Origin of the sequence: Enterococcus sp. AZ020, from assembly GCF_050499205.1 — a bacterium.
GTDB lineage: Bacteria > Bacillota > Bacilli > Lactobacillales > Enterococcaceae > Enterococcus_L > Enterococcus_L dunnyi.
On record NZ_JBIPAT010000001.1, the window covers coordinates 2,650,426 to 2,672,257 of the forward strand.

Genomic DNA, 21,832 nt, shown 5'->3' on the forward strand with positions numbered 1-21,832 from the left:
GGAAATAATGATTTATTTTTTGCGGAAAAAAAGTGTATAAATGAATTGTATCAAAAAAGATATAATATTGATAAAAATAACGGATAAAAGAGTCTTTCGATTTAGACTTACGTTATTTTATGATTGCGTATTTCATTTTTTACTCTTGGTAAAAATGGAAATAGATATGTATGATTTCTCTGAATTATACATAAAATTTAGAAAGAAAGGAGGGTGAAATGATTAATACTGTAAAGAAAAAGGGGACTAAAACCATTTTATTCTCAGTCATAAGTATCATATGTATCTTAGTTGTTGGTTTATTCATCTCAAAAAATGTAACACAAATCAAGGCAGAAAACCGTTCTACATCAAGAATTATTGAGAATACCAACTACAAAAACTGGGAAGTAGGGGACCTATCTACCGCTAAAAATGAAATCAAAAGCTTTTTAGATAAACAAAAAGGCGCAGATAAAAATAGACCATACAAAGAGAACAAGGTATGGACAGAGGGGGCGTTGGCGGCCTTAGACAAGGCATTTCAGTCAAGTTTGACTGCAGAATCTGGTGTTAGTTCAGATTTATCTCGAATGTTGCTTATAGAATCGGTGAGAAAACTAGAAACAGCTACTACGCTAGGAAAAACAGATCCTTGGGTTAAAGCGTTGAATAACTTTCCAAATGCTGCTGGTCAATATGATTTGGAATATAACTTGCCGACTGTATTGAGTTTACCAGAAAATAAGAAAGTGAAATATGATGTGATGTTTGTCTTGGACTGGTCAGGTTCGATGAATAGTCCAACACTTGCAGGGCTAGTTCCTGCCATACCTCGTTTTCACGGGAAAGAAATGATCATCAACTTGTCGAAGCTGGTGTTAAATGATTATAGTGGAAGCCGTATTCGAATATTTGGTCTAAATTCGCCTACGCGAAATAGTACAACCATCAATGATGATGTTAATCAAAAAGAATTTTTGGGAAATGTCGCTGGCTGGGAACAAATAATAGATAAATCCTTCGAAAAAGATAAGACCTATGATGAAGATAATCAAGTTGGTAACTTGGAGTATATCGTGCCAATCATGGAGAAGGAGAGGAATCCCGATGCCATTCCTGTTATTATCTATTTATCTGATTTTCAACTTTCAGCTCGACCAACGAATACTATCGCTAAAAATGTGGTCACTGACTACAAAGACATTTTGACAAGGTTTAACAACATACCTGTGCCGGGAGATCAAGGTCCGATTTATATTGCAGTTAGATACGATCACTCGGGAAATTATAATCCTAGAACAGGAGCACCACGTTGGGCTGGAGGAAATGTTGAAAGTCCAGGTCAAACTGGAACATATAATAGTTTACAAGATGATGTAACAAAAGGCAGAAAGTTCTGGAACTGGATGGCTGTAACGGCGACAAATAAGACAAGTACAGATCCACACGCAGTTCAGGCACCAAATGCAACAGCTCAATTTATGAAGCTTTTTACTGACTCACTGCCAATCAATCCGTCAAGAGCATATCAAGCAGATTTAAATTTTGGGAAATTTGGTTATGTAGCATCTTCGTTAACGTCAAAAAATAATCCAGTTCTAACATCACCTACGAAAAAGTCATTAACGATTGCAAATAAAAATGATGGAGATACGGACATTGTAGATTCAGGCTCATTTAAAGCAGTTTTTGATGATACGATTTCTTCTGTAATGGGAACAACAAGCACATTAGGAACGAAAACGAACGGAGTAACTTTTTCAGCAGTGGAATATCAAGCACATAATAGCCCATTCAAAACACTACCTAACTTGTTCCACCCTTATACAGAAGCAGCTGTAGAAGTCTATAAATATAAAGGAGCAGGCGCTGCTACTAGTGCGGATAATTATGAACTGAAACAAACGATTGTTGGTTCTAATTATCAATTATATAGTGGTAAAGACTATTCATTAAAAGATTCAGGTTTATCCTCATTAAAATATGGAGAAAATTTGACAAAAGCTAAAGCCTTAAAAATTGTTAGCGATCGACTAGGGGCAACCGAGTACAATAAATTAGATTTTAATGGATCGGGTGCTAGTTCTTTGACTGCTGCAACTCATAAGGTAACATTTGATGCTGCAAAAAATGTTTATAAATTATATGCAGAATCAAATGAATCAAGTGTGGTAGTTGAATATTATGATGATTCAACTGGCTTAAAGGTCAAAGAGAATAAAACGATTCCGGGTATTATTGGAGATTCCTATACAATTGATCCGCTTGATGAAGAAGTTACGGACTTTGATTATGTACGTTCAGAAGGAGCTCCGTTAGCAGGAAGCTTCAAAAAAGAGGCTCAGAAAGTCAAATTATTCTATCGTAAAAGTGAAGTCGAATTAAACATTTATTTTAAAGACGAAGATAACAGAGAGATCAAACCTGTCGTTACACTTTTAAAGAAACCAAAAGAATTTGTTGATTTAACTGCAGAAATAGAGGTTTCAAAAGTTTTAAAAGCAATCACTGACGATCTGTATGAACTAATAGCACCTCCAGCTGATGAAAAGGAAGTTGAAATACTTGTAGGAGAAAATGAAAGAACCTACATCTTCAAAGGACAAGTAGTCTTAGGTGCAACAGATGAAATGATTTTTAAAACAGGTGTGATTCAGTCTCGTGATCAAGAATTAGATTATGCTTCGACAGGTCCATTTAAATTGAATATAGCTGATAAGCGCGGAACTACAGCGCCGGGTGATGGTTTTAAGCGAGGGCAATTTACAATTAATGGTTTACTCTCGAAACCCTTTACCCATGAAATAAGTGGTGACGTATTAAAAGATGCCGAAATCATTTACAACAATGGAGAGACGGATCAAGCTATATCAAGTAAGGACAATGTCATCATTTATAAGAATAGAACAGCACGTCCACAAACGAATTATGAATTAGAATTGGCGAATCAAACAGATAAAAAAGAGGGTTTGAAACTACTTGTTCCTAAAGGAAGCGGAGCTATTAAAGGAAGTTACAAAGCTGAAATCACTTGGGAATTAGTTCAAGAACCATGAGACAAGGGGATCAAGAGATGAAAAAGAAAAGAATTTATTTACTGTTCCTTCTGTTGATTAGTATATTCGTTCTAAATAGTATGACGGTAATGGCTGCTCAAGAAAATGGGAAAACAGAGGGGCAAATCGGATTTATTGATGGCGGTAAGAAAAAGCCAAATAAACCCAAAGATCCAAAAGATCCTAGGAACCCCAAAAAGAAAAATAACGGACTGTTACCAAAAACCGGAGAAGTAGTTCTAAGATATATAACAATAATTGGAACGATTTCATTGGTCGCAACAGTGATTATCGTCTTAATAAAGAGACGAAACAAACAGGGTTTCTCGTAGACAACATGTCTAGTTTAACAATAATAAACATTAAAGAAGAGGAGTACAAAATGAAGAAAAGAATGTTAGCAAGTCTATTATTGAGTGCTATGGTTTTATCAGTTGGTGCACAAGTAGCTTCTGCTGAAGCCTTAGAAAGCAGCAAAACAACTGGGGAAGTTGGTTTTACTCATGGGGAAAAACCAGGAACAACGAAACCAGAAAAAGGTCCAAAGGATGGCGAAGATCTTGAAGATGATAAAGATAAGGACGGTAAGCCTATCCCATTACCAAATAGCAATGGGATTTATGTAACTCATTTACCGAACTTCGATTTTGGCAAGGATAATAAAACAAGTGTCAAAACGACTGAATATCCAGCTTACACAGAAAAGCGTACATTGAAAGCTGATGAGTCAGGCAATTCTGATTATTTCCATATGCCACATTCAGTTCAAGTAAGTGATGTTTCAGGTAATGAAAAAGCGACGTGGAGTTTATCAGTTGTACAAGATACACCGTTTACATCTGCTGACAACTCGACATTACCAAATTCGCGAATTCGTATTTTTGGGAACACCTTTACTAATTCACTGCATGATGATGTAACATTAGCAGAAAAAATTACTGGTGTTGGTTTAAATACAACAGATAAAGATTTCGGTAGCCATTCTGCTATTCCAGTAAAAGGGGCTGAAGAAGGAGAACTAACTGTATTGAAGAGTACGGTAGCTGGCTTTACCAATGCTTCAACAACATCAGCCGTTTTTAGCGATGGGTATTTAGCGGAAGATTATAATCCTGAAAAAACAAAAGAAACAGCAACGTATGATGGTGTAAAACTAAATGTACCAGCTGGTGACCAAGCAAAAGCGAAAGAATATACAACAAAATTAACTTGGACACTAATTGTAGAACCAGGAGCATCAGAATCAGAACCGTCTGAACAATAGCAAGTTGTTACAAACCAAGCGGTATTTATTTAAAGGAATTTTGAAATCAAGGAGGAAAAAATGAAAAAATCAATTATATATAGTGGAATTTGTGCAGTGGCATTAACTAGCTTAATTGCAACAGCGCAAACAGCATCAGCTGAGTCTGTAAAATCAGATGGAAAAGCAAACTTTGAGGTACCAACTACGATTCAAGATCCTGTCAAACCTGGAACGGATGAAGAGATCGTAATCGATGGTGAGAAAACACAAGTTAAAGGTGTGCAATTACTACATGCACCGACTTTTGATTTTGGAACAAATGAATTAAAAGCAAAAGGGGATGACTTAGAAGTTATCCATGAATCCTATGCACACAAAGGTGATGAAGAAACGAAGTACGCTGTACCGTTATTTGTCCAAGTTGGAGATTTTTCAGGTCAACGCCAAACAAATTGGAACGTTTCTGTGAGCCAAGATGCAATGTTCAAGGAAGCCGCTGGTCATACGTTGGCGAATTCACGTATTCGTATTTTTAATCAATCATTTACGAATAACTTAAATAATTCTAATGCTAGTAATATGGTAGCAGGTGTAGCAATTCCTGAAAATGGACATGCTGTGATTCCTGTAGCTAGTGAAACTCCAGATTCTTTAAACGTATTCTCTTCAAAAAAATTGGATACAAATGAGGGAACAACGAATGGTTCAATTTCATCTGTTGTTTTCAAAAAAGACTATGATGAAAGTCAGTATGGTTCAGGTGCAGCTTCAGCACCAGCTTTAGATACACGATATGATGATGTACAATTAAATGTTCCAGCATCAGATAAAGCACAAGCTAAAGCTTATTCAACAAAACTTACATGGTCTCTAACTGTAGAACCATAAAAAGAGAAGCACAAATAAAAGATTAAGAGGGCTGTGGTGAAACGTGAACGTGTTTCGCCGCACCCTCTAAATACGAATAAATAGTGGTGTAAAAGCAGTTCATTTCTTGTATCAATACAACATACAAGAAGTTTTAACCTTTTACACCTATCTTTTTCATTCATAAATCAAGCAACCGAGAGGAAAATAATCATGCAAAACCTAACTCTGAAAATACATACTTCTTTAATGAAGAAGAGCTTTTTTTTATTTTGTTTAATCACAGCCTTTTGCTCTTTTATTCCAGTAAATACCTATGCAGAAGGTGAAGAATCTAATCTATCTGTTAAAGCCGAATTACCAGATAATCAAGTGACCAAAGATGCGGGGTATTATGACTTAGAAGTAAAACCAGGCCAAACGCAAGAATTGACGTTGAAAGTCTACAATATGGGAGACAAAGAAACAACGGCAAAAATTGAAATCAATCCAGCTTATACAGGTGCGAGTGGTTCGTTTGTCTATGCTTTGGATGCTTCAAAACGAGATGAAAGCATGAAAATACCATTATCTGATATCGCTAAAACGGATGAATTCATAAGTATACCTGCTAAAAGTGAAGCCGATGTTAAAATTAATCTAACGATTCCGTCAGAACCTTTTGAAGGAATTATATATGGCGGGGTTCGAGTAACAGATGCTGAAGGAGAGAAAGACGATAAAACAAAAGCCGAAAAAGAAGATAGCGGTTTTAGCATATCAAATAAATATGCGTATACGATCGCTCTAAGACTGCGTGAAAATGAGAAACTTCCAAAATCAGATTTAAAAGTAAAGAAAATCCTAGCTTCCCAAGTGGTTGGAAGAAATGCGGTAAAAGTGAATCTACAAAACCCTACTCCAACAATTATTGATAAAGTAACATATGATGCAAAAATCATGAAGAAGGGGAGTTCTGATGTACTTCATGAACAAAAGGTCAACGATTACCGAGTAGCACCCAATACAAACTTTGACTACGCAATTTCATGGGAGAATAAACCATTTGAAGCAGGTAGCTATCAATTAGAAATGACAGCCAAATCAGAAGCTACCGGACAAACGTGGGAATTCAAACAAGACTTTACCATCAGTGCTAAAGAAGCTAAGGAATTAAACGAAAAAGCTGTTGACTTAGAAAAAGATTATATGAAGTACATTATCTATGGTGTGATTGTGTTCGGAATTTTGCTAATTATAATCGTTATTTTGTTAATTGTTTTATCAAAAAAACGGAAGAAAAAACAGCGTAGAAAAAAAGGAAATGGCAAGAGAAAACCTTCTAACGCTAAAACTAAAGGAAAGGAAATAAGAAATGGAGCCGGTAAAACAAAACGAAAACCACCTATCCAATCAACAAAACGAAAACCAAAGTAGTCCAAATGAGCAGGTGATAAAGACAACTTTCATTCAAGAGGAAGAAAATATTTTGGACGAGGATGGGTTTGAAGAAGTTAGTGTTAGATCGCGAAGTTTCTATTTTTTACTTGTCTTTTTAGGACTATTAATTATCTTACTAATGGTTGGAACTTATTTGGTCTATCCATTTTCAGGAAAAATCAGAGGAACATGGGAAAACACTACTATGGGAATGATTTTAACAAGTAAAGGTAATTTGTGGTCAGCGAAAATAGAAGATTTTCAAGGTGTATCTGGATATACACTTGTTTATAAAGGCGAATGGAAAGCTAACGGTGTAAATATATATGACAGCAAAAAAACAAAAGTACAAATTCACTTAGATAAACAAAAAATTCCAGCAGAAGAAATTAGTAAATTACAAAAAACAAATTCGCTTTATAAAAAAATTATAGACAATAAAACGCAATTACAACTAGAATATACAGAAGCGGGCATAAAAAAAATATACAATAAAAAGTCGATTGATAATTATTTCCATTTTTCACTTGAACCAATCACGTTGAATAAAGAAAAAAGAGTGCTCTATTTAAATCATTCTTATTTTTCGAATGAGCGAATTCCGTTTAAAGAAATTAAATAGTTTAAAAAATTTATGATAGCAATGAAATCAGGCTCACACTAATGGCCATTCTTTTAAGGAATGAAAAGCTAAGTAAGCTATCAAGCAAGGCTGAGTTCTCTCAGAAATAAAAAATAGAAGAGTGAAAATTAGATAAAGGATTTTCACTCTTCTATTTTTTGGTTTTAGGTGCTATAAACCAATCTGCTGTTTTTTTGTCAGTCCGTATTTATCTCCTAAATAATCGGAAAAAGGCTTTTCAATCGTCTGAAAAATTCTTTTTGCGATTTCTTCGTGTCCTTTTGTATTAGGATGCATATCTTTTTCAATTTCTTTTCTATCAATAATGTTCGGATACTTTTTTGGATCGATAGTATCCGTTTGAGTAGTCCATAGACCACGAATGTTTGCGACTGGAACACCATATTTTGCTCCTACTTTAAAAAGAACGTCATCATAGCGCTGGGATAGTTTTTGATCGCGATTCCAAGTAGTCACTAAAACGATAAAAATGTGTTCAGCCTGCAACTCTGTAACGATATGAGAAATATTTGCTTCAAACTGAAGTAAGCTTTGATCATCTTTATAAGCTAAAATATCATTGGTACCATATTCGATCGTTACCAAATCTGGTTTTTGTTCCTTTATGTCTTCGATGCTTGATATTCCTAGGCCGCTTGCTTTTTCGCCTGCTTTGAAAATGCCTTTCTGATCGATGTTTATATCAAACTCTTCTGAAAGTTTAGTTGCTAAAACAGAAGTAAATTTCTCGTCTTCTTTTTCAACGATCCAGCCAGCACTCAAGCTATCGCCCATCGGAGCATATATCAGTTTTTCTGGTAGGCTTGTTGAAACTTCATTGGTAGTTGACGTTGACTCGTTTGTTTCAAATGTGCTTGACTCGGCAGCTTCCATCGTTTTTTCTTTTGCAGGATTTGTGGCAAAGAAAAAATAGAGGATAAATATAATGATAGGGACAGCAGCACCAGCCAATGCATAACTAAATTTTTTCATCTAGAACATCCTTTTTTTGTAGTAGTCTAGAGTATACCAAAAAAAGACCGCTTCCTACAACTTGAAAATCAAGTGAACGAAGCGGAGAAAGCCGGATTATTTGATTGTTACTAATTTTTTCAAGGGTTCTACACCGAAATGTTTTTCCTGATAAAGTAAGATTTCAGCACAGGCACGACTATCTTCAAGGGCGTCGTGGTGATTGTTCAATTGAATATTTAAGTTCTCACAAACAGTATTCAACTTGTGATTTGGCATTTCGGGAAAAAGTTTGCGGCTTGTTTTAACTGTGCATAAGGATAAATAGTTCGGCTGATTTAATCCATAATAATCTAAACAGCCAGCAAGAACACCGCAGTCAAACGGAGCATTATGAGCAACAACTAAACTGTTTGGTTTGAAACAAGCTTGAATTTGCTGCCAAACATCTGGAAACTTGGGTGCATCAGCCACATCTTCTGGTTTGATTCCATGGATTTGAATATTTTTCCAGAAGAAATCTGTTTCTGGTTTGATCAGTGAATAATATTCATCAACGATCTTACTATTTTCTACTTTTACTAAAGCGATGGAACAGGCACTATGTTTAGCATAGCTGGCTGTTTCAAAGTCTATGGAATAAAAGTTCATGGTCATTATCCCTTTCGATTAACAAAATTAATTCATACATGCAGTATATCAAAAGATTAGACAGATGGTAAGGCAAATTGAAAAATATTAATAAAATTCGTTAAAGACTATGAAAAAGCTAAATCGACTTCGACTGGACAATGATCACTACCTATAATATCAGTATGGATTTTTGCATCAGTCAATTGCTCTTTTAAGCCATCAGAAACAACAAAATAGTCGATTCTCCATCCAGCATTATTTTTCCGCGCATTGAAGCGATAACTCCACCAAGAATATACACCTTCTTGATCTGGATTGAAATAACGGTAAGTGTCAATAAATCCACTGTCTAAAAGCTCAGTAAACTTCTGACGTTCTTCAGGCGTGAAGCCAGCATTTTTTTGATTCGTTTTCCAGTTTTTTAGATCGATATTTTGATGAGCTACATTTAAATCACCGCATAAGATCACAGGTTTTTCTTTGCTTAATTCATTCAAATACGCACGAAAAGCATCTTCCCAAGTCATGCGATAATCCAAACGTTTCAATTCGTTTTGAGAATTAGGCGTATAGCACGTGATCATAAAAAATTCTGGATACTCTAATGTGATCAGCCGACCTTCCTGATCGTGTTCTTCAAGCCCCATGCCGTAGCGAACGCTCAGCGCTTCTTTTTTCGCAAAAATCGCTGTGCCGGAATAGCCTTTTTTTTCAGCATAATTCCAGTATTGATAATAACCAGGAAGCTCCAAATCGATTTGCCCTTCTTGTAATTTTGTTTCTTGTAAGCAGAAAAAGTCCGCATCTAATTCATTGAAGACGTCCATAAAATTTTTCTTCACAACAGCCCTCAAGCCGTTGACATTCCATGAGATACATTTCATCTTTACAGCACCTTTCTAGAGTAATGATTTGATAGTCTTAGTTTAACATAAAGAAGAGGAATATCGAGAGAATAAAACTTTTTATATAAGGTATAAGTGTTGTTGTATTGAGAAAATATAGTATGATAGAGCTATCAATTAATGATTGTGAGGAAATCAGATGAAAATCGGAGTGATCGGTTTAGGGAATATTGCCCAAAAAGCTTATTTACCTGTATATGCTGAATTGAGAGATCAGGCAACCTTTATCTTATCTACCAGAAATGAGGCAACGCGTCGTGAAGTTAGTGAAAGATATGGATTTACGGAGACAGTATCATCCATCGAGGAATTGATCGAAAGAGGGATCGAAGCTTGTTTTGTCCATGTAGCGACTAAAGTGCATGGACAAGTAGTAAAGCAATTGCTTGAAGCGGGTGTCCATGTATTTGTTGATAAACCGTTAAGTGAAAATTTGGCTGAAGTGCAGGAAATCCAAACATTGGCAGTAGAAAAAAACTTACTTTTGATGGTGGGCTTCAATCGCCGGTTTGCACCTTTAGTAGATGAACTAAAGGCAGTGAAAAATAAAAATATGTTATTCATCCAAAAGAATCGGACCGCTGCACAGCAAACGACAGATTTTGTCATCTATGATCTATTTTTACATGTTGCAGATACACTAGTTTACTTACTGGATGATTCAATCCGCCAGGTTCAGACGAAGATCATCGAGGAAAAAGGGTTCTTAAAAAGAGCTGTTCTTCAGGTTGAAACAGAAACAACAACAGCGATTGCTTCGATGAATCTTTTTGCTGGAGCCAATACAGAAACGTATCAATTGATGAGTGATGAGGGAACGTATACTTTAGAAAATCTAACTGATTTGACAGTCAAAACTATTCAGGGGACAGAACAAAAAGGGTTTGGTGATTGGACGTCGACTTTAGAAAAAAGAGGATTTCAGCAAATGGTGACGACATTTATTGCTGCAATAGAAAACCAAGAAATAGAAACGTTACGGCAAGCGGACATTTTCACAAGTCATGAGTTATGCGCCAAAATGATTCGTCAGCATCAACAGCATATTTTATAGAATCGGACTAGAAAGTTTTCCTTAGGCATGCTAGAATAAATAGGATGTTTGAAAGAAAGGAACGACTTTCGATGAATAAAAATGAAATGATGACTAAATTAAAAGATATAAAACTACTATTTGATGAGCCTTTGATGAATTTTACTTTTACGAAAACGGGAGGCCCGGTCGATGTTTTGGCTTTCCCAAAATCAAAAGAAGAAGTCGCTTTATTAGTTGCTTATTGTAAAAATCATGACCTTCCTTGGCTTGTTTTAGGAAATGCCAGTAATTTGATCGTGCGTGATGGCGGGATTCGCGGAATGGTCATTATGTTGGAAGAAATGAAGCAAGTGTCGGTTTTGGATGATGGATTAGTGGTCGAAGCTGGAGCAAAATTGATCGATACGACCTACGTTGCGCTGGATCATGATTTGGCTGGTTTTGAATTTGCCTGCGGGATTCCGGGAAGTGTGGGTGGCGCTATTTATATGAATGCTGGCGCTTATGGTGGAGAGATCAAGGATGTTTTTACATCTGTCGATATTTTATTAGAAGACGGCACAATCAAGACTCTTACAAATGAAGAAATGGACTTTTCTTATCGCCACAGTGTGATCCAAACAATGCATTGTATCATTCTTGAAGCTAGATTTAGCCTGACGAAAGGTGACCATAAACTGATCAAAGCGAAAATGGATGAGCTGACAGAGCTGAGAGTTTCTAAACAACCGCTAGAATATCCTTCTTGTGGAAGTGTATTTAAACGTCCGGAAGGGCATTTTACTGGAAAGCTGATTCAAGATGCAGGTTTACAAGGACTAAAATGGGGCGGTGCGCAGATATCTGAAAAGCATGCCGGCTTCATTGTAAATATCGATCACGCCACTGCAACTGACTATGTGGAATTGATCGCACATATTCAAGCAGTCATTAAAGAAAAATTTGATGTTTCATTAGAAACAGAGGTTCGAATCATCGGGGAAGAAAACTAAAGAATGATCGAAGATAAAAAAAGAGCTTGCACCGTGCAAGCTCTTTTTTTATCTATTCTGCATTATTTGCTTTTAAATCTTCGATTTCAACAACTTTTAAGTTTTTACGCTCTAGATTTTCAACTATTTGAGCACAAGTTTCTTCAGTTGTTTCAGCTGGTAAAGTAATCAATGTACGGCGGATAAACTCATCTTCGCCAATATCTAAAGTGATACAGCTAGCAATACTACTGTGTTTAGCAATGATTTTCGTCATTGCAGCTAAATCGCCTTGTCTTCCAGTTGTTGCGATCGTCAAAACATAGCTTCCGCGTTCGATATTCCAAGATTGCGCCAAGATATTTAATAACGTACTATGTGTTAAAATGCCGTAAAAATAATTGTTTTCATCTAGAACTGCAATGTAAGGCAACTCTTTGATCGTGAAAAATACTTTGAAGAAAGAAGTATTCACAAAAATAAACTTAGTGGCATTCTTCAATAAATAAGTCACTGGTAGACTCATGTCTCCGCCGTTTGCTTTATGGCGATAGATATGCATTTTATAGATATTTCCTCGGAAGATTTTTTCTGATTCATCAAGAATCGGCACACAGCGGTAACCTGAATCTTCAAGGATGTTCAATGCTTCTTCTAATGTACAAGATTCATTGACAGTTGTAAGGTTTTTCTTTTTGATAACAACGGATTTTAATAACATGATAAGCCCCCCGTAGGATAAATTCTTCTGACAAGCTAATCATACCATAATTCCCTTGAAAACCATAGTTTATTGAGTATAGATTGACATTCTGTCAAAAGAATGATAATGTTAGTTAGTAAATTTTTGAATAGAGGAGGTTGAACAATGGCAACCAAAAAAGCAGCACTTGCATGTTCAGATTGTGGCTCCAGAAACTATTCTAAAGCCGTCAGTGAAGGAAAACGTGGAGAACGGTTAGAAATCAAAAAATTCTGTAAATACTGTCAAAAATACACGTTACATAAAGAGACGAAATAGATATTGGAGGGACTCAAATGAAGTTTTTACGTAGTGTTAAAGATGAGATGAAACAAGTAACTTGGCCATCAAAAAAACAATTACGCAAAGATACATTGGTCGTTATTGAAACGTCAATTATTTTCGCAGCATTGTTCTTTGTCATGGATACTGCAGTTCAAACAGTGTTTGGCTGGATTCTTAAATAATAAAACTAGTAATTTAGCAGAAACGATGCTATAATTGCAGTGGAGAAAAACTTCGGGGAACTGAGGTTTTTTTATTTTCACTTACAAAAGAAAATGAGTTTTAACTAGACGTTTACGATTCTTGAATGATCATTTTTACTATAAAATCAAAGGAGCTGCATCAAAATGGAATCATTTGAAAAAAATTGGTATGTACTTCATACATACTCTGGTTACGAGAATAAGGTCAAAGCAAACATTGAATCACGTGCGCAAAGCATGGGAATGGGTGATTTTATTTTCCGTGTTGTTGTTCCAGAAGAAACAGCCACAGAAATAAAAAATGGGAAAGAAAAAGAAATCGTCAATAAAACATTCCCAGGATATGTTTTAGTAGAAATGACGATGACGGATGATTCTTGGTACGTTGTCCGTAATACACCAGGTGTTACGGGATTTGTCGGCTCACATGGAGCGGGGAGTAAACCAGCACCGTTATTACAAGAAGAGATCAACCACATTTTGCGTTCGATCGGCATGAGTACTCGTCAGTCTGATCTAGATGTTTCTTTAGGAGACACAGTTCGAATCATTGAAGGAGCATTCTCTGGTCTTGAAGGAGAAGTGACTGAGGTAGATGAAGAACGCCAAAAACTGAAAGTAAATATCGATATGTTCGGTCGTGAAACAAGCACAGAGCTAGACTTTGAACAAGTAGATTCAATTTAAAAGATCCAATATACTAAAGCAGGTCAGGACTGGAGATTCGGTTTGGCTTGCTTTTTTGATTTTATTGTTATGGAGGTTCGGTTATGAAAAGAAAAAAGATGTTTTATACAGTTCTGATTTGTTTAGCGCTTCTTTTTACAGGCTGTACAAGTAAAAAAATAGTGGAGAAGCAGCCTTCATCAGACCCGACAAGTTCTAGTGTAACTGAGTCAAAATCAGCAGTTCCTACACTTTTTATTCATGGTTATAGTGGCGGCAGCGGTTCTTTTGGCGGAATGATCAAACGACTAGAAGCAGATCGCGTCACGAAGAAAGAACTTGTTCTAACGGTAAGTGTTGAAGGAGAAGTGAAAGCTTCAGGAAATCTTACGGGAAAACAGGACAATCCAAGTATTCAAGTATTATTTGAAGATAATAAAAATAATGAATGGAACCAAGCAGAGTGGATCAAGAATTGCCTGATTTATCTTCGAGATACATTTGACATCGATCAAGTCAATCTTGTCGGACATTCAATGGGCGGCATCAGTGCGTTAAGGTATTTGACGACATATGGCGATGATCCAAGCTTACCGGCAGTTCAAAAATTTGTTGCGATTGCCGCTCCTTTCAATAATTTTGTTGAATTGTCAGAAGGGGAGACGATTGATGGATTGCTTACAAATGGACCGTCTGTTCAAAGTGAACGCTATGCAGATTATGCAAACGGGATCAATAAAGTTTCAACAAGAATGCCTATACTGATTCTTGCCGGAGATATAGAGGACGGTAGTCTAAGTGATGAAATTGTTCCAGTAGCAGATGCACTAAGCGTAGTAGCCTTATTTAAAGCACATGGAAATAGTGTTCAAGAAAAAATTTTTTATGGGAAAAACGCACAGCATAGTCAGCTACATGAAAATAGAGAAGTAGATCAGACTGTTGCAAACTTTTTGTGGCTGTCTGAAAAATAAAACTGAAAAACTGTTGCACTCCAGATGAAACTCAATGGGGACTGCAACAGTTTTTCAGTTTATTTTGTTTGATTATTTGCGATTTCTTTTGTCAGCCGTTGAGCAGTTGGTGTCATCGCTAATCCGCCTTCGGCAGTTTCTTTGAAGATTTGAGGCATTTGACGTCCCACTTGATACATTGCTGCTACGACTTCATCTGGTGGTATGACACTGCGGATGCCGGCAAGTGCCATGTCTGCTGAGATAAATGCTTGTGAGGAACCTAAGGCATTGCGTTTCACACAGGGAACTTCAACAAGTCCAGCGACAGGATCACAAATTAACCCCATCATATTTTTTAAAGTGATCGCAACCGCTTGAGCAGACTGATCGGCGGAGCCGCCGGCAGCACTGACTAAAGCAGCACTGGCCATTGCACTGGCTGAACCAACTTCGGCCTGACAGCCGCCTTCTGCACCACTGATAGAGGAATTATTAGCAATCACTAAGCCAAAAGCACCAGCAGTAAATAAGAAATCCAGCTGTTGTTCATGTGTTAAATGTAATTTTTCAATAGCTGCCATCAAAACACCGGGAACGACCCCAGCACTTCCAGCTGTCGGAGTGGCGCAAATCAAGCCCATGTTGGCATTGACTTCGTTTACAGCAACCGCATTTCTAACAGCGGTTAAAATCGTTTCACCGCTTAAAAAATTTCCAGCTTGAATGTATGTATTTAATCGGGTTGCGTCCCCTCCCGTGATACCAGTGACTGATGTCACACCAGCGACACCTTCCTCGATCGACTGCTTCATAACTGCAAGGTTGCGTTCCATTGTCTCAATGATTTTTTCACGACTATGACCATGATTTTCGATTTCTGTTGCGATCATCAATTCAGCCACAGAAGGGTAAGCTGCTGCTTGTTCTACTAACTCTTCTATTGACAGAAACATATTTTTACTGCTCCTTTCGTTTAATCAAAATAATTTACACTGAAAATATGAGGGATCTGGACTAGTTTCATAGTAATGTCCCCAATATCTGCATGATCGATCTCAATGATCATGATAGCTTTTTCACCCTTCGATTCCCGTGTGACAGTCATTGTGCCAATATTGATATTTGTTTCAGAAAGAAGGTTGGTCACTTTAGCGATCATTCCAGGAACATCTTGATGGACGATGATAAATGTCGGAGTTCCCATAGTCAACGAAATCTTGAAACCATTCAGCTCGGAAATTTGAATATTACCGCCGCCGATCGAAATTCCAGTAACTGACAATTTACGATCTCCTTTAGAGACGAGTAATTTTACTGAATTGGGATGCTCTGCTTTTTCTTTGAGTGGCACAAATAGGACTTCCATATTTTGTTCATGAGCGATTTTTAATGAGTCTGCCAATCGTTCATCATCAGGCTCCATATCCAATAATCCTCCGACTAAAGCAATATCGGTCCCATGCCCGCGATAGGTTTTAGCAAACGATTCATATAAATAAATATCGACAGTATCAGGCTGTTCTCCGAAAATACTGCGGACGATTTTACCGATACGTGCTGCTCCTGCAGTATGGGAACTGCTAGGACCGATCATTACTGGACCAATAATGTCAAAGACACTTTTATAACGTAAATTTTCCATTTGATTATTTCACCTATTTTCTTAGTTAAACTCAGATTTTTACTAACGAAAGTCTATCATAATTATTCAAAGAAAACTAGTGAGTTGAAATGTTCCTTTTTTCAATTTTAATTTTTTCCTTAGGTACGTTGAAAAGTGATATATATATAAGCTATGAATTAAAAAAATAGTCTTAAAGAAAGTTTTTTCATTTATTTATCACACGAATAAAAAACTTGGTAAAACATTTAATTTATTTTTGGTAAAATGTAATGGACAGAAAGTTATTTACTTTCTAAAAACATAGAAGGAGTGACAAATGTATGGCAGGCGACAAAATTAAATTATCCCCACAGGAGCTACGCACTTCAGCAACAAAATACACAGATGGTTCAAATCAGGTAAATGATATTCTCCAAAAGTTACAATCAGAACAAGATACAATTCAAGGTAACTGGGAAGGTAGCGGTTTTGATAGCTTTAACAATCAATTCACTGCTTTAAAACCAAAAGTAACTGAATTTGCAGAGTTATTAGAGCAAATTAATAAACAGCTGAATGAAGTTGCAACTATTATGGAAGAAACAGATCAAAATATTTCTTCTGCAATTGGACGAGGTTTGTAATATAAAAGCAGTGAGACTCTCTTGGTCTTGCTGCTTTTTGTGTCTTTATTTCTACTTAGGAGGATTATAAATGGAAAAAACTGAATTTTTACCATTAGGTACAATTTGTATTGTCAAAGGAAATACGAAGAAATTGATGATCATTGCTCGAGGTCTTGCAACGGTGATTGAAGGGAGTACTGTCCATTTTGATTATGGTGCTTGCTTGTATCCAGAAGGTCTTTTAGGAGATAGTTTGATTTATTTTAACAGTGAGGATATTCAAAAAAAAGTACATGAAGGTTTTACAAATGATGAAAATGAATTAGCGCTAGAAAGTCTGAACGAAGCACTTACAGAAGCTGACTTGCCTAAAGGAAATGTTAAACAGCTACAACAAGCTCAACGAAATGGAGGATAATCATCATGGGCAAAAAAGATGCTGAGATTTCCCAGTTACAAGGTCAACAAAGAAGACAACAGTCTGAGCTAGATCAAGCTGAAATAGATAAAAAGAATATTGAGGAAAAATTGCAACGACTAGAGCAAGCAAAAAAAGATGTAAATGCTGTTCAGCGATCGATTGGTTCTATTAAGCCTGAAGTTGCAAAAAAGAAAGAGCAGGACCCATGGAAGGGTAAAAATAAAGAGAATTTTGAATCAATGATGACGGATTTAGATGGAAATTATAAAACATACTATAACGGTGTTGATGACCTTTATGACGCAATCTGTGATGAAATCACTCGATTAGAAAATGAGGCTAATGATGCTACTGGCGTTATCGGTTGGCTTCAAAACAGTTTAAATAATATTGGCAATGAACTAGAGAAACTATTTCACTTATAAGGAGGGAAAGAAAAAATGTTTGGTGTCATACAAATCAACCAACTAGAATTTCTATCAGCAATTAGCCAATTACAAGCGACTAGTTCAGAAATAACTTCTGGTCTGGAAGACTTTCCAGATTATCAATCAGATTCTCAAGCATTGACGCAATACAAAGAGGAATACCAAGCACTTAAAACAGCTCTATCGAACTACCAAGAGCTTTTAGCAAGAGACTTGACTATGATTTTACAAGCAGGAAATGCATTGCAACAGGCAGAAAATCAATTATTAAAATAAAGAAGGTGAAAAAATGGGTTATCGAATTCTTTTCGATGATTTAACTGTAGCACAGTCTGTAACCACACAATCCTTTAATGCTTGTGGCGAAACGCTTGGAAAGCTCTCAGAACATGTAAATTTCTTTGCAAATCTACCAAGCTTAAGCGGACAAGCTGCCGATCGAATGAAATCATACCTCGCTGAGGTTCACGGAACGCTTTTTGCAAGTATAGGTGAATTATTGACAGAATATCAGACACGCTTCATCCTTTATAAAGATGATACATTTCAGCTAGATAGTAATTTACATGCCGAACTGGATGAAGAAACGTTTAATTCGTTACTATCCTATCTCCCAGGTTCACAAGGAGATTTTCAAACAGAGGCTGAATCGTTAAAAAGTGCAGTAGATACGATCTCAGATTTAGTATCCAATTATGGACCAAATGATATGTCAATAAATAATAATTATGGGGAACTCATTCAATCAATTTCAGATATTCGAGAAAAAGTTGGTACAAATGAACATACGCATGCTTCAAATGATTTGACAGCTTTTAAAGAACTATTAACCTCATTTGAGGGGCTCATAGCTTCTTATATGAGTCAGAATAAATCAATTGCCATCGACTACCGTTCAGGTTCAATTGCTGAAATACCAGCAGCACAAGAACTTGTTGCTGCATTTGATAAGACTCAACAAGGACGTGCAGGATTAGAAGCAAAATTAGTAGAAGTTGGCAAACGTGAAGAACAGCGTTATGAAGCACTCACCGCTGAAGCGGCACAAGCAAGAGTTGATCAAGGAATTTGGCAAGCTATTGGAGCAACATTAGCAGTTGTTGCGGGAGTCGCAGCTATTGTACTTACAGCTGGAATGGCAACTCCCATTGTTGTAACAGCTTTTGTTGCGGGAAGTGCTTCAATGGCATATGGATATTCTAATCTATTTGAAGCAGGACAAAATATTGGCTATGGCTTAGCTGGAGATGCAACAAGTGCTGCCTTTAATCCTCTTAGAGACACGATATTTATGGGAAACCAAACAGCGTATGATGTTTTTGGGTTCACAGCAACATTTGTGGCGGGCTCAATGATTCCTATCGGAAATGCAGTGAATATTGCACAAAAATTTGGAGGATCTATCTCAAAAGCTGTTATAATGGGAACTGGACAAAGCGTTGCAACAGCAGGTGCTGGTTATTTCGGTGGTAAGCTAGGATCAGCTGCTGGCTACTCTATTAGCAAAGATTGGTTTGGTGTTGATGAGCGAACTGCTCGCAATATAGGCAATGCAACAGGAGTAGTAAGTGCTGTAAGTACTGGAATTGCTGCATACAAATTCTCTGGAAATATTGTGGCAAATTCAATCAAAAATAGTACATCTAGTCGTTTAGGAAGCGGGAAAGTAGGAGATTTTGGTGATTTAAACGGGATGAAAGTAAGGGAAATCTTATCTAGAATACCAAAAGATGCAACTAAACGGATTTTAAAACCACAGTCTGGAAAAGTTACAGAGGGATTTGAATATAAATGGACTGCTGATGATGGATCAACAATGCGAATACGAGTTCATGGTCCAGACCCATCAGCTCCAGCAGGTAGTTATGCATCTGAAAACTGGATTGTTAGAGTTCAAAAAGGAAAGAAATTCCTTGATTTTGTTTCAGGTGAGTTCCAGCCACCGGGTATAGTGAAACCCAATAGTCCCAACTATAACGAATCAGCTGCTAATAATACTCATATACCTATTCAGACACCAAAATAATCGGAGGACCGACTCATGGAAATCGAAAAGAAAATAGATCAAGTTCTTACTAATTTAAAAGTGACGAAAAGCACAAAAATGAAAACACTTGGTGAGATAAGTGACTATATCGAGTATGGAGATATACAAAAAGAAGAAGTTATTAAAGACTTAAATCTATTAATAAGTTTTTTAGTCACACAAACGGATGATGGAATAAAAGAAGAAGTATTAGATATTATTTTAAGAGGCGAAAACTGTCAAGGAGTTGATAAAGAAATAGATTTGTCTCCGATTATTTCGAATTTATCAACTTTCAATGAACAATCTATCAGCTATATATTGTCATTGCTGGGATATTCTGGAAAAAAAGAATACAAAACTTATATAGAACAGTTCAAAGATAATGCTAGTTTAAAAGAAGACGTTGAAGATGCGTTGTATGAGCTTAACTACAGAATGTCGCAACAATGAATGAAATTATAAAAATGCAATGAAAATATAATTTAAGAAAAGCAGCAGTCAATTGCTTTTTTCTTGAATCATATTTTTTTCTATTGAAGTTCAACTAAAAACAGTGTATACTATTTTAGTGTGCAATTTTGTACATCATAATTCTTTGCTCAAACAAAGAAGGACTGACGTGGGAGGAGAAATCTTCATCTCCAATTAACCACATCACGGACTCAAGGAGGTATGTCTCGTGGCAAAAAAAGTAGAAAAATTAGTTAAATTGCAAATTCCTGCAGGTAAAGCAACACCAGCTCCGCCAGTAGGTCCTGCACTAGGTCAAGCGGGTATCAACATCATGGGATTCACTAAAGAATTCAACGCTCGTACAGCTGATCAAGCTGGTTTGATCATTCCAGTAGTAATTTCTGTATATGAAGACCGTTCATTTACATTCATTACTAAAACACCACCAGCTGCAGTATTATTGAAAAAAGCTGCAAAAATCGACAAAGGTTCTGGTGAGCCAAACAAAACTAAAGTAGCTAAAGTAACTAGCGATCAAGTAAAAGAAATCGCTGAACTTAAAATGGCAGACCTAAACGCAGCTAACGTTGAGTCAGCAATGCGCATGGTTGAAGGAACTGCACGAAGCATGGGAATCACTGTAGAATAATTTTATTCTATCGTCCCGAAGAAGTAGCTTCTCAGTTTATTTCATATTTAAAGATATGAATTACGTGGGAGGTTCTACCGTTATAACCACAATCAAGGAGGAAACAAAATGGCTAAAAAGAGCAAAAAAATGCAAGAAGCATTGAAAAAAGTTGAATCAACAAAAGTTTACCCAGTAGCAGAAGCGATCGCTTTAGCTAAAGAAACAAATATTGCAAAATTCGACGCAACTGTTGAAGTTGCTTACCGTTTAAATGTAGACCCTAAAAAAGCAGACCAACAAATTCGTGGTGCTGTAGTATTACCTAACGGAACTGGTAAAACACAATCTGTTTTAGTTTTCGCTAAAGGCGAAAAAGCAAAAGAAGCTGAAGCAGCTGGTGCAGATTACGTAGGCGATGCTGACATGGTTCAAAAAATCCAAGGTGGATGGTTTGACTTTGACGTAGTTGTAGCAACTCCAGACATGATGGCTGAAGTTGGTAAATTAGGTCGTGTCTTAGGTCCTAAAGGTCTAATGCCTAACCCTAAAACTGGTACAGTAACAATGGACGTAACAAAAGCTGTCAACGAAGTAAAAGCTGGTAAAGTAACTTACCGTGTTGACAAAGCTGGTAACATCCACGTACCGATCGGTAAAGTATCATTTGATGATGCAAAATTAGTTGAAAACTTCAATACGATCAACGACGTATTGTTGAAAGCTAAACCATCAGCAGCAAAAGGTCAATACATCAAAAACATTTCAGTAACAACAACATTTGGACCTGGAATCCACGTTGACCAAGCTTCATTTTAATTAGAAAAGCTGAATGAACTCGTTCGAGACTGACAGAAAAATAGAAAATACTATTTGTGACGTTTTTTGTCACCAATAGTATTTGTCTTTTTTCCGAAGTTTCAGTTCATAAAGCTAGATCAATAGAAAAGCTGTATGATTTTTAAAATTATTCTTGACTCACTCACTTACCTTATGGTAAAGTGAGTGAGGTTAATAATTAACTGTACCGAAGACAGTAGGTGACGCAAGTCTTAATTTCCTACCGAGGACAATGATTGATGA

26 protein-coding genes and 1 other annotated feature (1 of these 27 cut by a window edge) are annotated in these 21,832 nt (G+C 36.6%); of the genes, 20 read left to right on the forward strand and 6 right to left on the reverse strand.

Annotated features, from left to right (window positions below; genetic code table 11):
- Window positions 1-218 precede the first annotated feature (218 nt).
- From IGI58_RS12740 to IGI58_RS12765, 6 genes are all read left to right on the forward strand, one after another.
- The gene (locus IGI58_RS12740; RefSeq protein ID WP_429953116.1) at window positions 219-3,038 is read left to right on the forward strand and encodes a MucBP domain-containing protein; all 2,820 of its coding nucleotides are present in this window, start codon (window positions 219-221) and stop codon (window positions 3,036-3,038) included.
- A gap of 17 nt (window positions 3,039-3,055) precedes the next feature.
- Window positions 3,056-3,370 carry an LPXTG cell wall anchor domain-containing protein gene (locus tag IGI58_RS12745; protein WP_429953115.1) on the forward strand — a complete coding sequence of 105 codons (315 nt, stop codon included), beginning with the start codon at window positions 3,056-3,058 and terminating at the stop codon, window positions 3,368-3,370.
- 50 nt (window positions 3,371-3,420) lie between these two features.
- A complete protein-coding gene (locus tag IGI58_RS12750) occupies window positions 3,421-4,302 on the forward strand; it encodes a WxL domain-containing protein (protein ID WP_429953114.1) in 882 nt (293 codons plus the stop codon).
- Between the two features lie 60 nt (window positions 4,303-4,362).
- Window positions 4,363-5,172, forward strand: coding sequence for a WxL domain-containing protein (locus IGI58_RS12755; protein ID WP_429953113.1), 810 nt, complete (start codon window positions 4,363-4,365; stop codon window positions 5,170-5,172).
- A gap of 192 nt (window positions 5,173-5,364) precedes the next feature.
- A complete protein-coding gene (locus IGI58_RS12760) occupies window positions 5,365-6,567 on the forward strand; it encodes a DUF916 and DUF3324 domain-containing protein (protein ID WP_429953112.1) in 1,203 nt (400 codons plus the stop codon).
- On the forward strand, window positions 6,506-7,192 hold the full coding sequence (locus IGI58_RS12765) for a hypothetical protein (protein WP_429953111.1): 687 nt from the start codon (window positions 6,506-6,508) through the stop codon (window positions 7,190-7,192). Before IGI58_RS12760 ends, IGI58_RS12765 begins: the two co-directional genes overlap by 62 nt.
- 171 nt (window positions 7,193-7,363) lie before the next feature.
- Here the strand turns inward: IGI58_RS12765 and IGI58_RS12770 are convergent, their stop codons facing one another.
- The 3 genes from IGI58_RS12770 to IGI58_RS12780 form a co-directional block, all read right to left on the reverse strand.
- The gene (locus IGI58_RS12770; RefSeq protein ID WP_429953110.1) at window positions 7,364-8,185 is read right to left on the reverse strand and encodes an SGNH/GDSL hydrolase family protein; all 822 of its coding nucleotides are present in this window, start codon (window positions 8,183-8,185) and stop codon (window positions 7,364-7,366) included.
- A 96-nt stretch (window positions 8,186-8,281) separates the two neighbouring features.
- Entirely contained in the window at window positions 8,282-8,815 is a 534-nt protein-coding gene (locus IGI58_RS12775) for a 3'-5' exonuclease (protein WP_087639418.1), read from the reverse strand.
- A 107-nt stretch (window positions 8,816-8,922) separates the two neighbouring features.
- Window positions 8,923-9,681: an exodeoxyribonuclease III gene (locus IGI58_RS12780; RefSeq protein ID WP_087639419.1), complete on the reverse strand. Its 759-nt coding sequence runs from the start codon at window positions 9,679-9,681 to the stop codon at window positions 8,923-8,925.
- Between the two features lie 160 nt (window positions 9,682-9,841).
- Between IGI58_RS12780 and IGI58_RS12785 the strand changes: the two genes are divergently transcribed.
- Together IGI58_RS12785 and murB are read left to right on the forward strand one after the other, a co-directional pair.
- Complete coding sequence (locus tag IGI58_RS12785) at window positions 9,842-10,756, forward strand: Gfo/Idh/MocA family protein (RefSeq protein ID WP_429953109.1); 915 nt, start codon at window positions 9,842-9,844, stop codon at window positions 10,754-10,756.
- 71 nt (window positions 10,757-10,827) lie between these two features.
- On the forward strand, window positions 10,828-11,730 hold the full coding sequence (gene murB, locus IGI58_RS12790) for a UDP-N-acetylmuramate dehydrogenase (protein WP_429953107.1): 903 nt from the start codon (window positions 10,828-10,830) through the stop codon (window positions 11,728-11,730).
- Between the two features lie 52 nt (window positions 11,731-11,782).
- Here murB and cbpA read toward each other — a convergent pair whose 3' ends face one another.
- A complete protein-coding gene (gene cbpA, locus IGI58_RS12795; RefSeq protein WP_087639410.1) occupies window positions 11,783-12,430 on the reverse strand; it encodes a cyclic di-AMP binding protein CbpA in 648 nt (215 codons plus the stop codon).
- A 147-nt stretch (window positions 12,431-12,577) separates the two neighbouring features.
- Between cbpA and rpmG the strand changes: the two genes are divergently transcribed.
- The 4 genes from rpmG to IGI58_RS12815 all read left to right on the forward strand — a co-directional run bounded on the left by rpmG (window position 12,578) and on the right by IGI58_RS12815 (window position 14,579).
- Window positions 12,578-12,730: a 50S ribosomal protein L33 gene (gene rpmG / locus IGI58_RS12800; protein ID WP_087639411.1), complete on the forward strand. Its 153-nt coding sequence runs from the start codon at window positions 12,578-12,580 to the stop codon at window positions 12,728-12,730.
- 17 nt (window positions 12,731-12,747) lie between these two features.
- Window positions 12,748-12,918, forward strand: a complete 171-nt coding sequence (gene secE / locus IGI58_RS12805; RefSeq protein WP_087639412.1) for a preprotein translocase subunit SecE — start codon at window positions 12,748-12,750, stop codon at window positions 12,916-12,918.
- Between the two features lie 165 nt (window positions 12,919-13,083).
- Complete coding sequence (gene nusG / locus IGI58_RS12810) at window positions 13,084-13,626, forward strand: transcription termination/antitermination protein NusG (protein WP_087639420.1); 543 nt, start codon at window positions 13,084-13,086, stop codon at window positions 13,624-13,626.
- An 83-nt stretch (window positions 13,627-13,709) separates the two neighbouring features.
- A complete protein-coding gene (locus tag IGI58_RS12815; RefSeq protein ID WP_429953106.1) occupies window positions 13,710-14,579 on the forward strand; it encodes an alpha/beta fold hydrolase in 870 nt (289 codons plus the stop codon).
- A 59-nt stretch (window positions 14,580-14,638) separates the two neighbouring features.
- On the opposite strand, the gene sdaAA is transcribed toward IGI58_RS12815, so the two are convergent.
- The gene (sdaAA, locus tag IGI58_RS12820) at window positions 14,639-15,514 is read right to left on the reverse strand and encodes an L-serine ammonia-lyase, iron-sulfur-dependent, subunit alpha (protein WP_087639422.1); all 876 of its coding nucleotides are present in this window, start codon (window positions 15,512-15,514) and stop codon (window positions 14,639-14,641) included.
- Window positions 15,515-15,534: 20 nt separating this feature from the next.
- Window positions 15,535-16,203 (reverse strand): L-serine ammonia-lyase, iron-sulfur-dependent subunit beta, encoded by a 669-nt coding sequence (sdaAB, locus tag IGI58_RS12825; protein ID WP_087639423.1) that lies wholly within the window; start codon window positions 16,201-16,203, stop codon window positions 15,535-15,537.
- Window positions 16,204-16,505: 302 nt separating this feature from the next.
- Here sdaAB and IGI58_RS12830 point away from each other — a divergent pair, with 302 nt between their 5' ends.
- From IGI58_RS12830 to rplA, 8 genes are all read left to right on the forward strand, one after another.
- Window positions 16,506-16,808: a WXG100 family type VII secretion target gene (locus IGI58_RS12830; protein ID WP_429953105.1), complete on the forward strand. Its 303-nt coding sequence runs from the start codon at window positions 16,506-16,508 to the stop codon at window positions 16,806-16,808.
- Window positions 16,809-16,878: 70 nt separating this feature from the next.
- Window positions 16,879-17,208: a DUF4176 domain-containing protein gene (locus tag IGI58_RS12835; protein ID WP_429953104.1), complete on the forward strand. Its 330-nt coding sequence runs from the start codon at window positions 16,879-16,881 to the stop codon at window positions 17,206-17,208.
- 5 nt (window positions 17,209-17,213) lie between these two features.
- Entirely contained in the window at window positions 17,214-17,636 is a 423-nt protein-coding gene (locus IGI58_RS12840) for a YwqH-like family protein (RefSeq protein ID WP_429953102.1), read from the forward strand.
- Window positions 17,637-17,651: 15 nt separating this feature from the next.
- The gene (locus IGI58_RS12845) at window positions 17,652-17,915 is read left to right on the forward strand and encodes a TIGR04197 family type VII secretion effector (RefSeq protein WP_429953101.1); all 264 of its coding nucleotides are present in this window, start codon (window positions 17,652-17,654) and stop codon (window positions 17,913-17,915) included.
- Window positions 17,916-17,928: 13 nt separating this feature from the next.
- Window positions 17,929-19,665 carry a polymorphic toxin type 30 domain-containing protein gene (locus IGI58_RS12850; RefSeq protein ID WP_429953100.1) on the forward strand — a complete coding sequence of 579 codons (1,737 nt, stop codon included), beginning with the start codon at window positions 17,929-17,931 and terminating at the stop codon, window positions 19,663-19,665.
- Between the two features lie 15 nt (window positions 19,666-19,680).
- On the forward strand, window positions 19,681-20,118 hold the full coding sequence (locus IGI58_RS12855) for a hypothetical protein (protein ID WP_429953099.1): 438 nt from the start codon (window positions 19,681-19,683) through the stop codon (window positions 20,116-20,118).
- A gap of 229 nt (window positions 20,119-20,347) precedes the next feature.
- Entirely contained in the window at window positions 20,348-20,770 is a 423-nt protein-coding gene (gene rplK, locus IGI58_RS12860) for a 50S ribosomal protein L11 (RefSeq protein WP_087639425.1), read from the forward strand.
- A gap of 108 nt (window positions 20,771-20,878) precedes the next feature.
- Window positions 20,879-21,568, forward strand: a complete 690-nt coding sequence (gene rplA, locus IGI58_RS12865; RefSeq protein WP_087639426.1) for a 50S ribosomal protein L1 — start codon at window positions 20,879-20,881, stop codon at window positions 21,566-21,568.
- Window positions 21,569-21,758: 190 nt separating this feature from the next.
- Window positions 21,759-21,832: a sequence feature (ribosomal protein L10 leader region), on the forward strand (it continues 56 nt past the right edge of the window).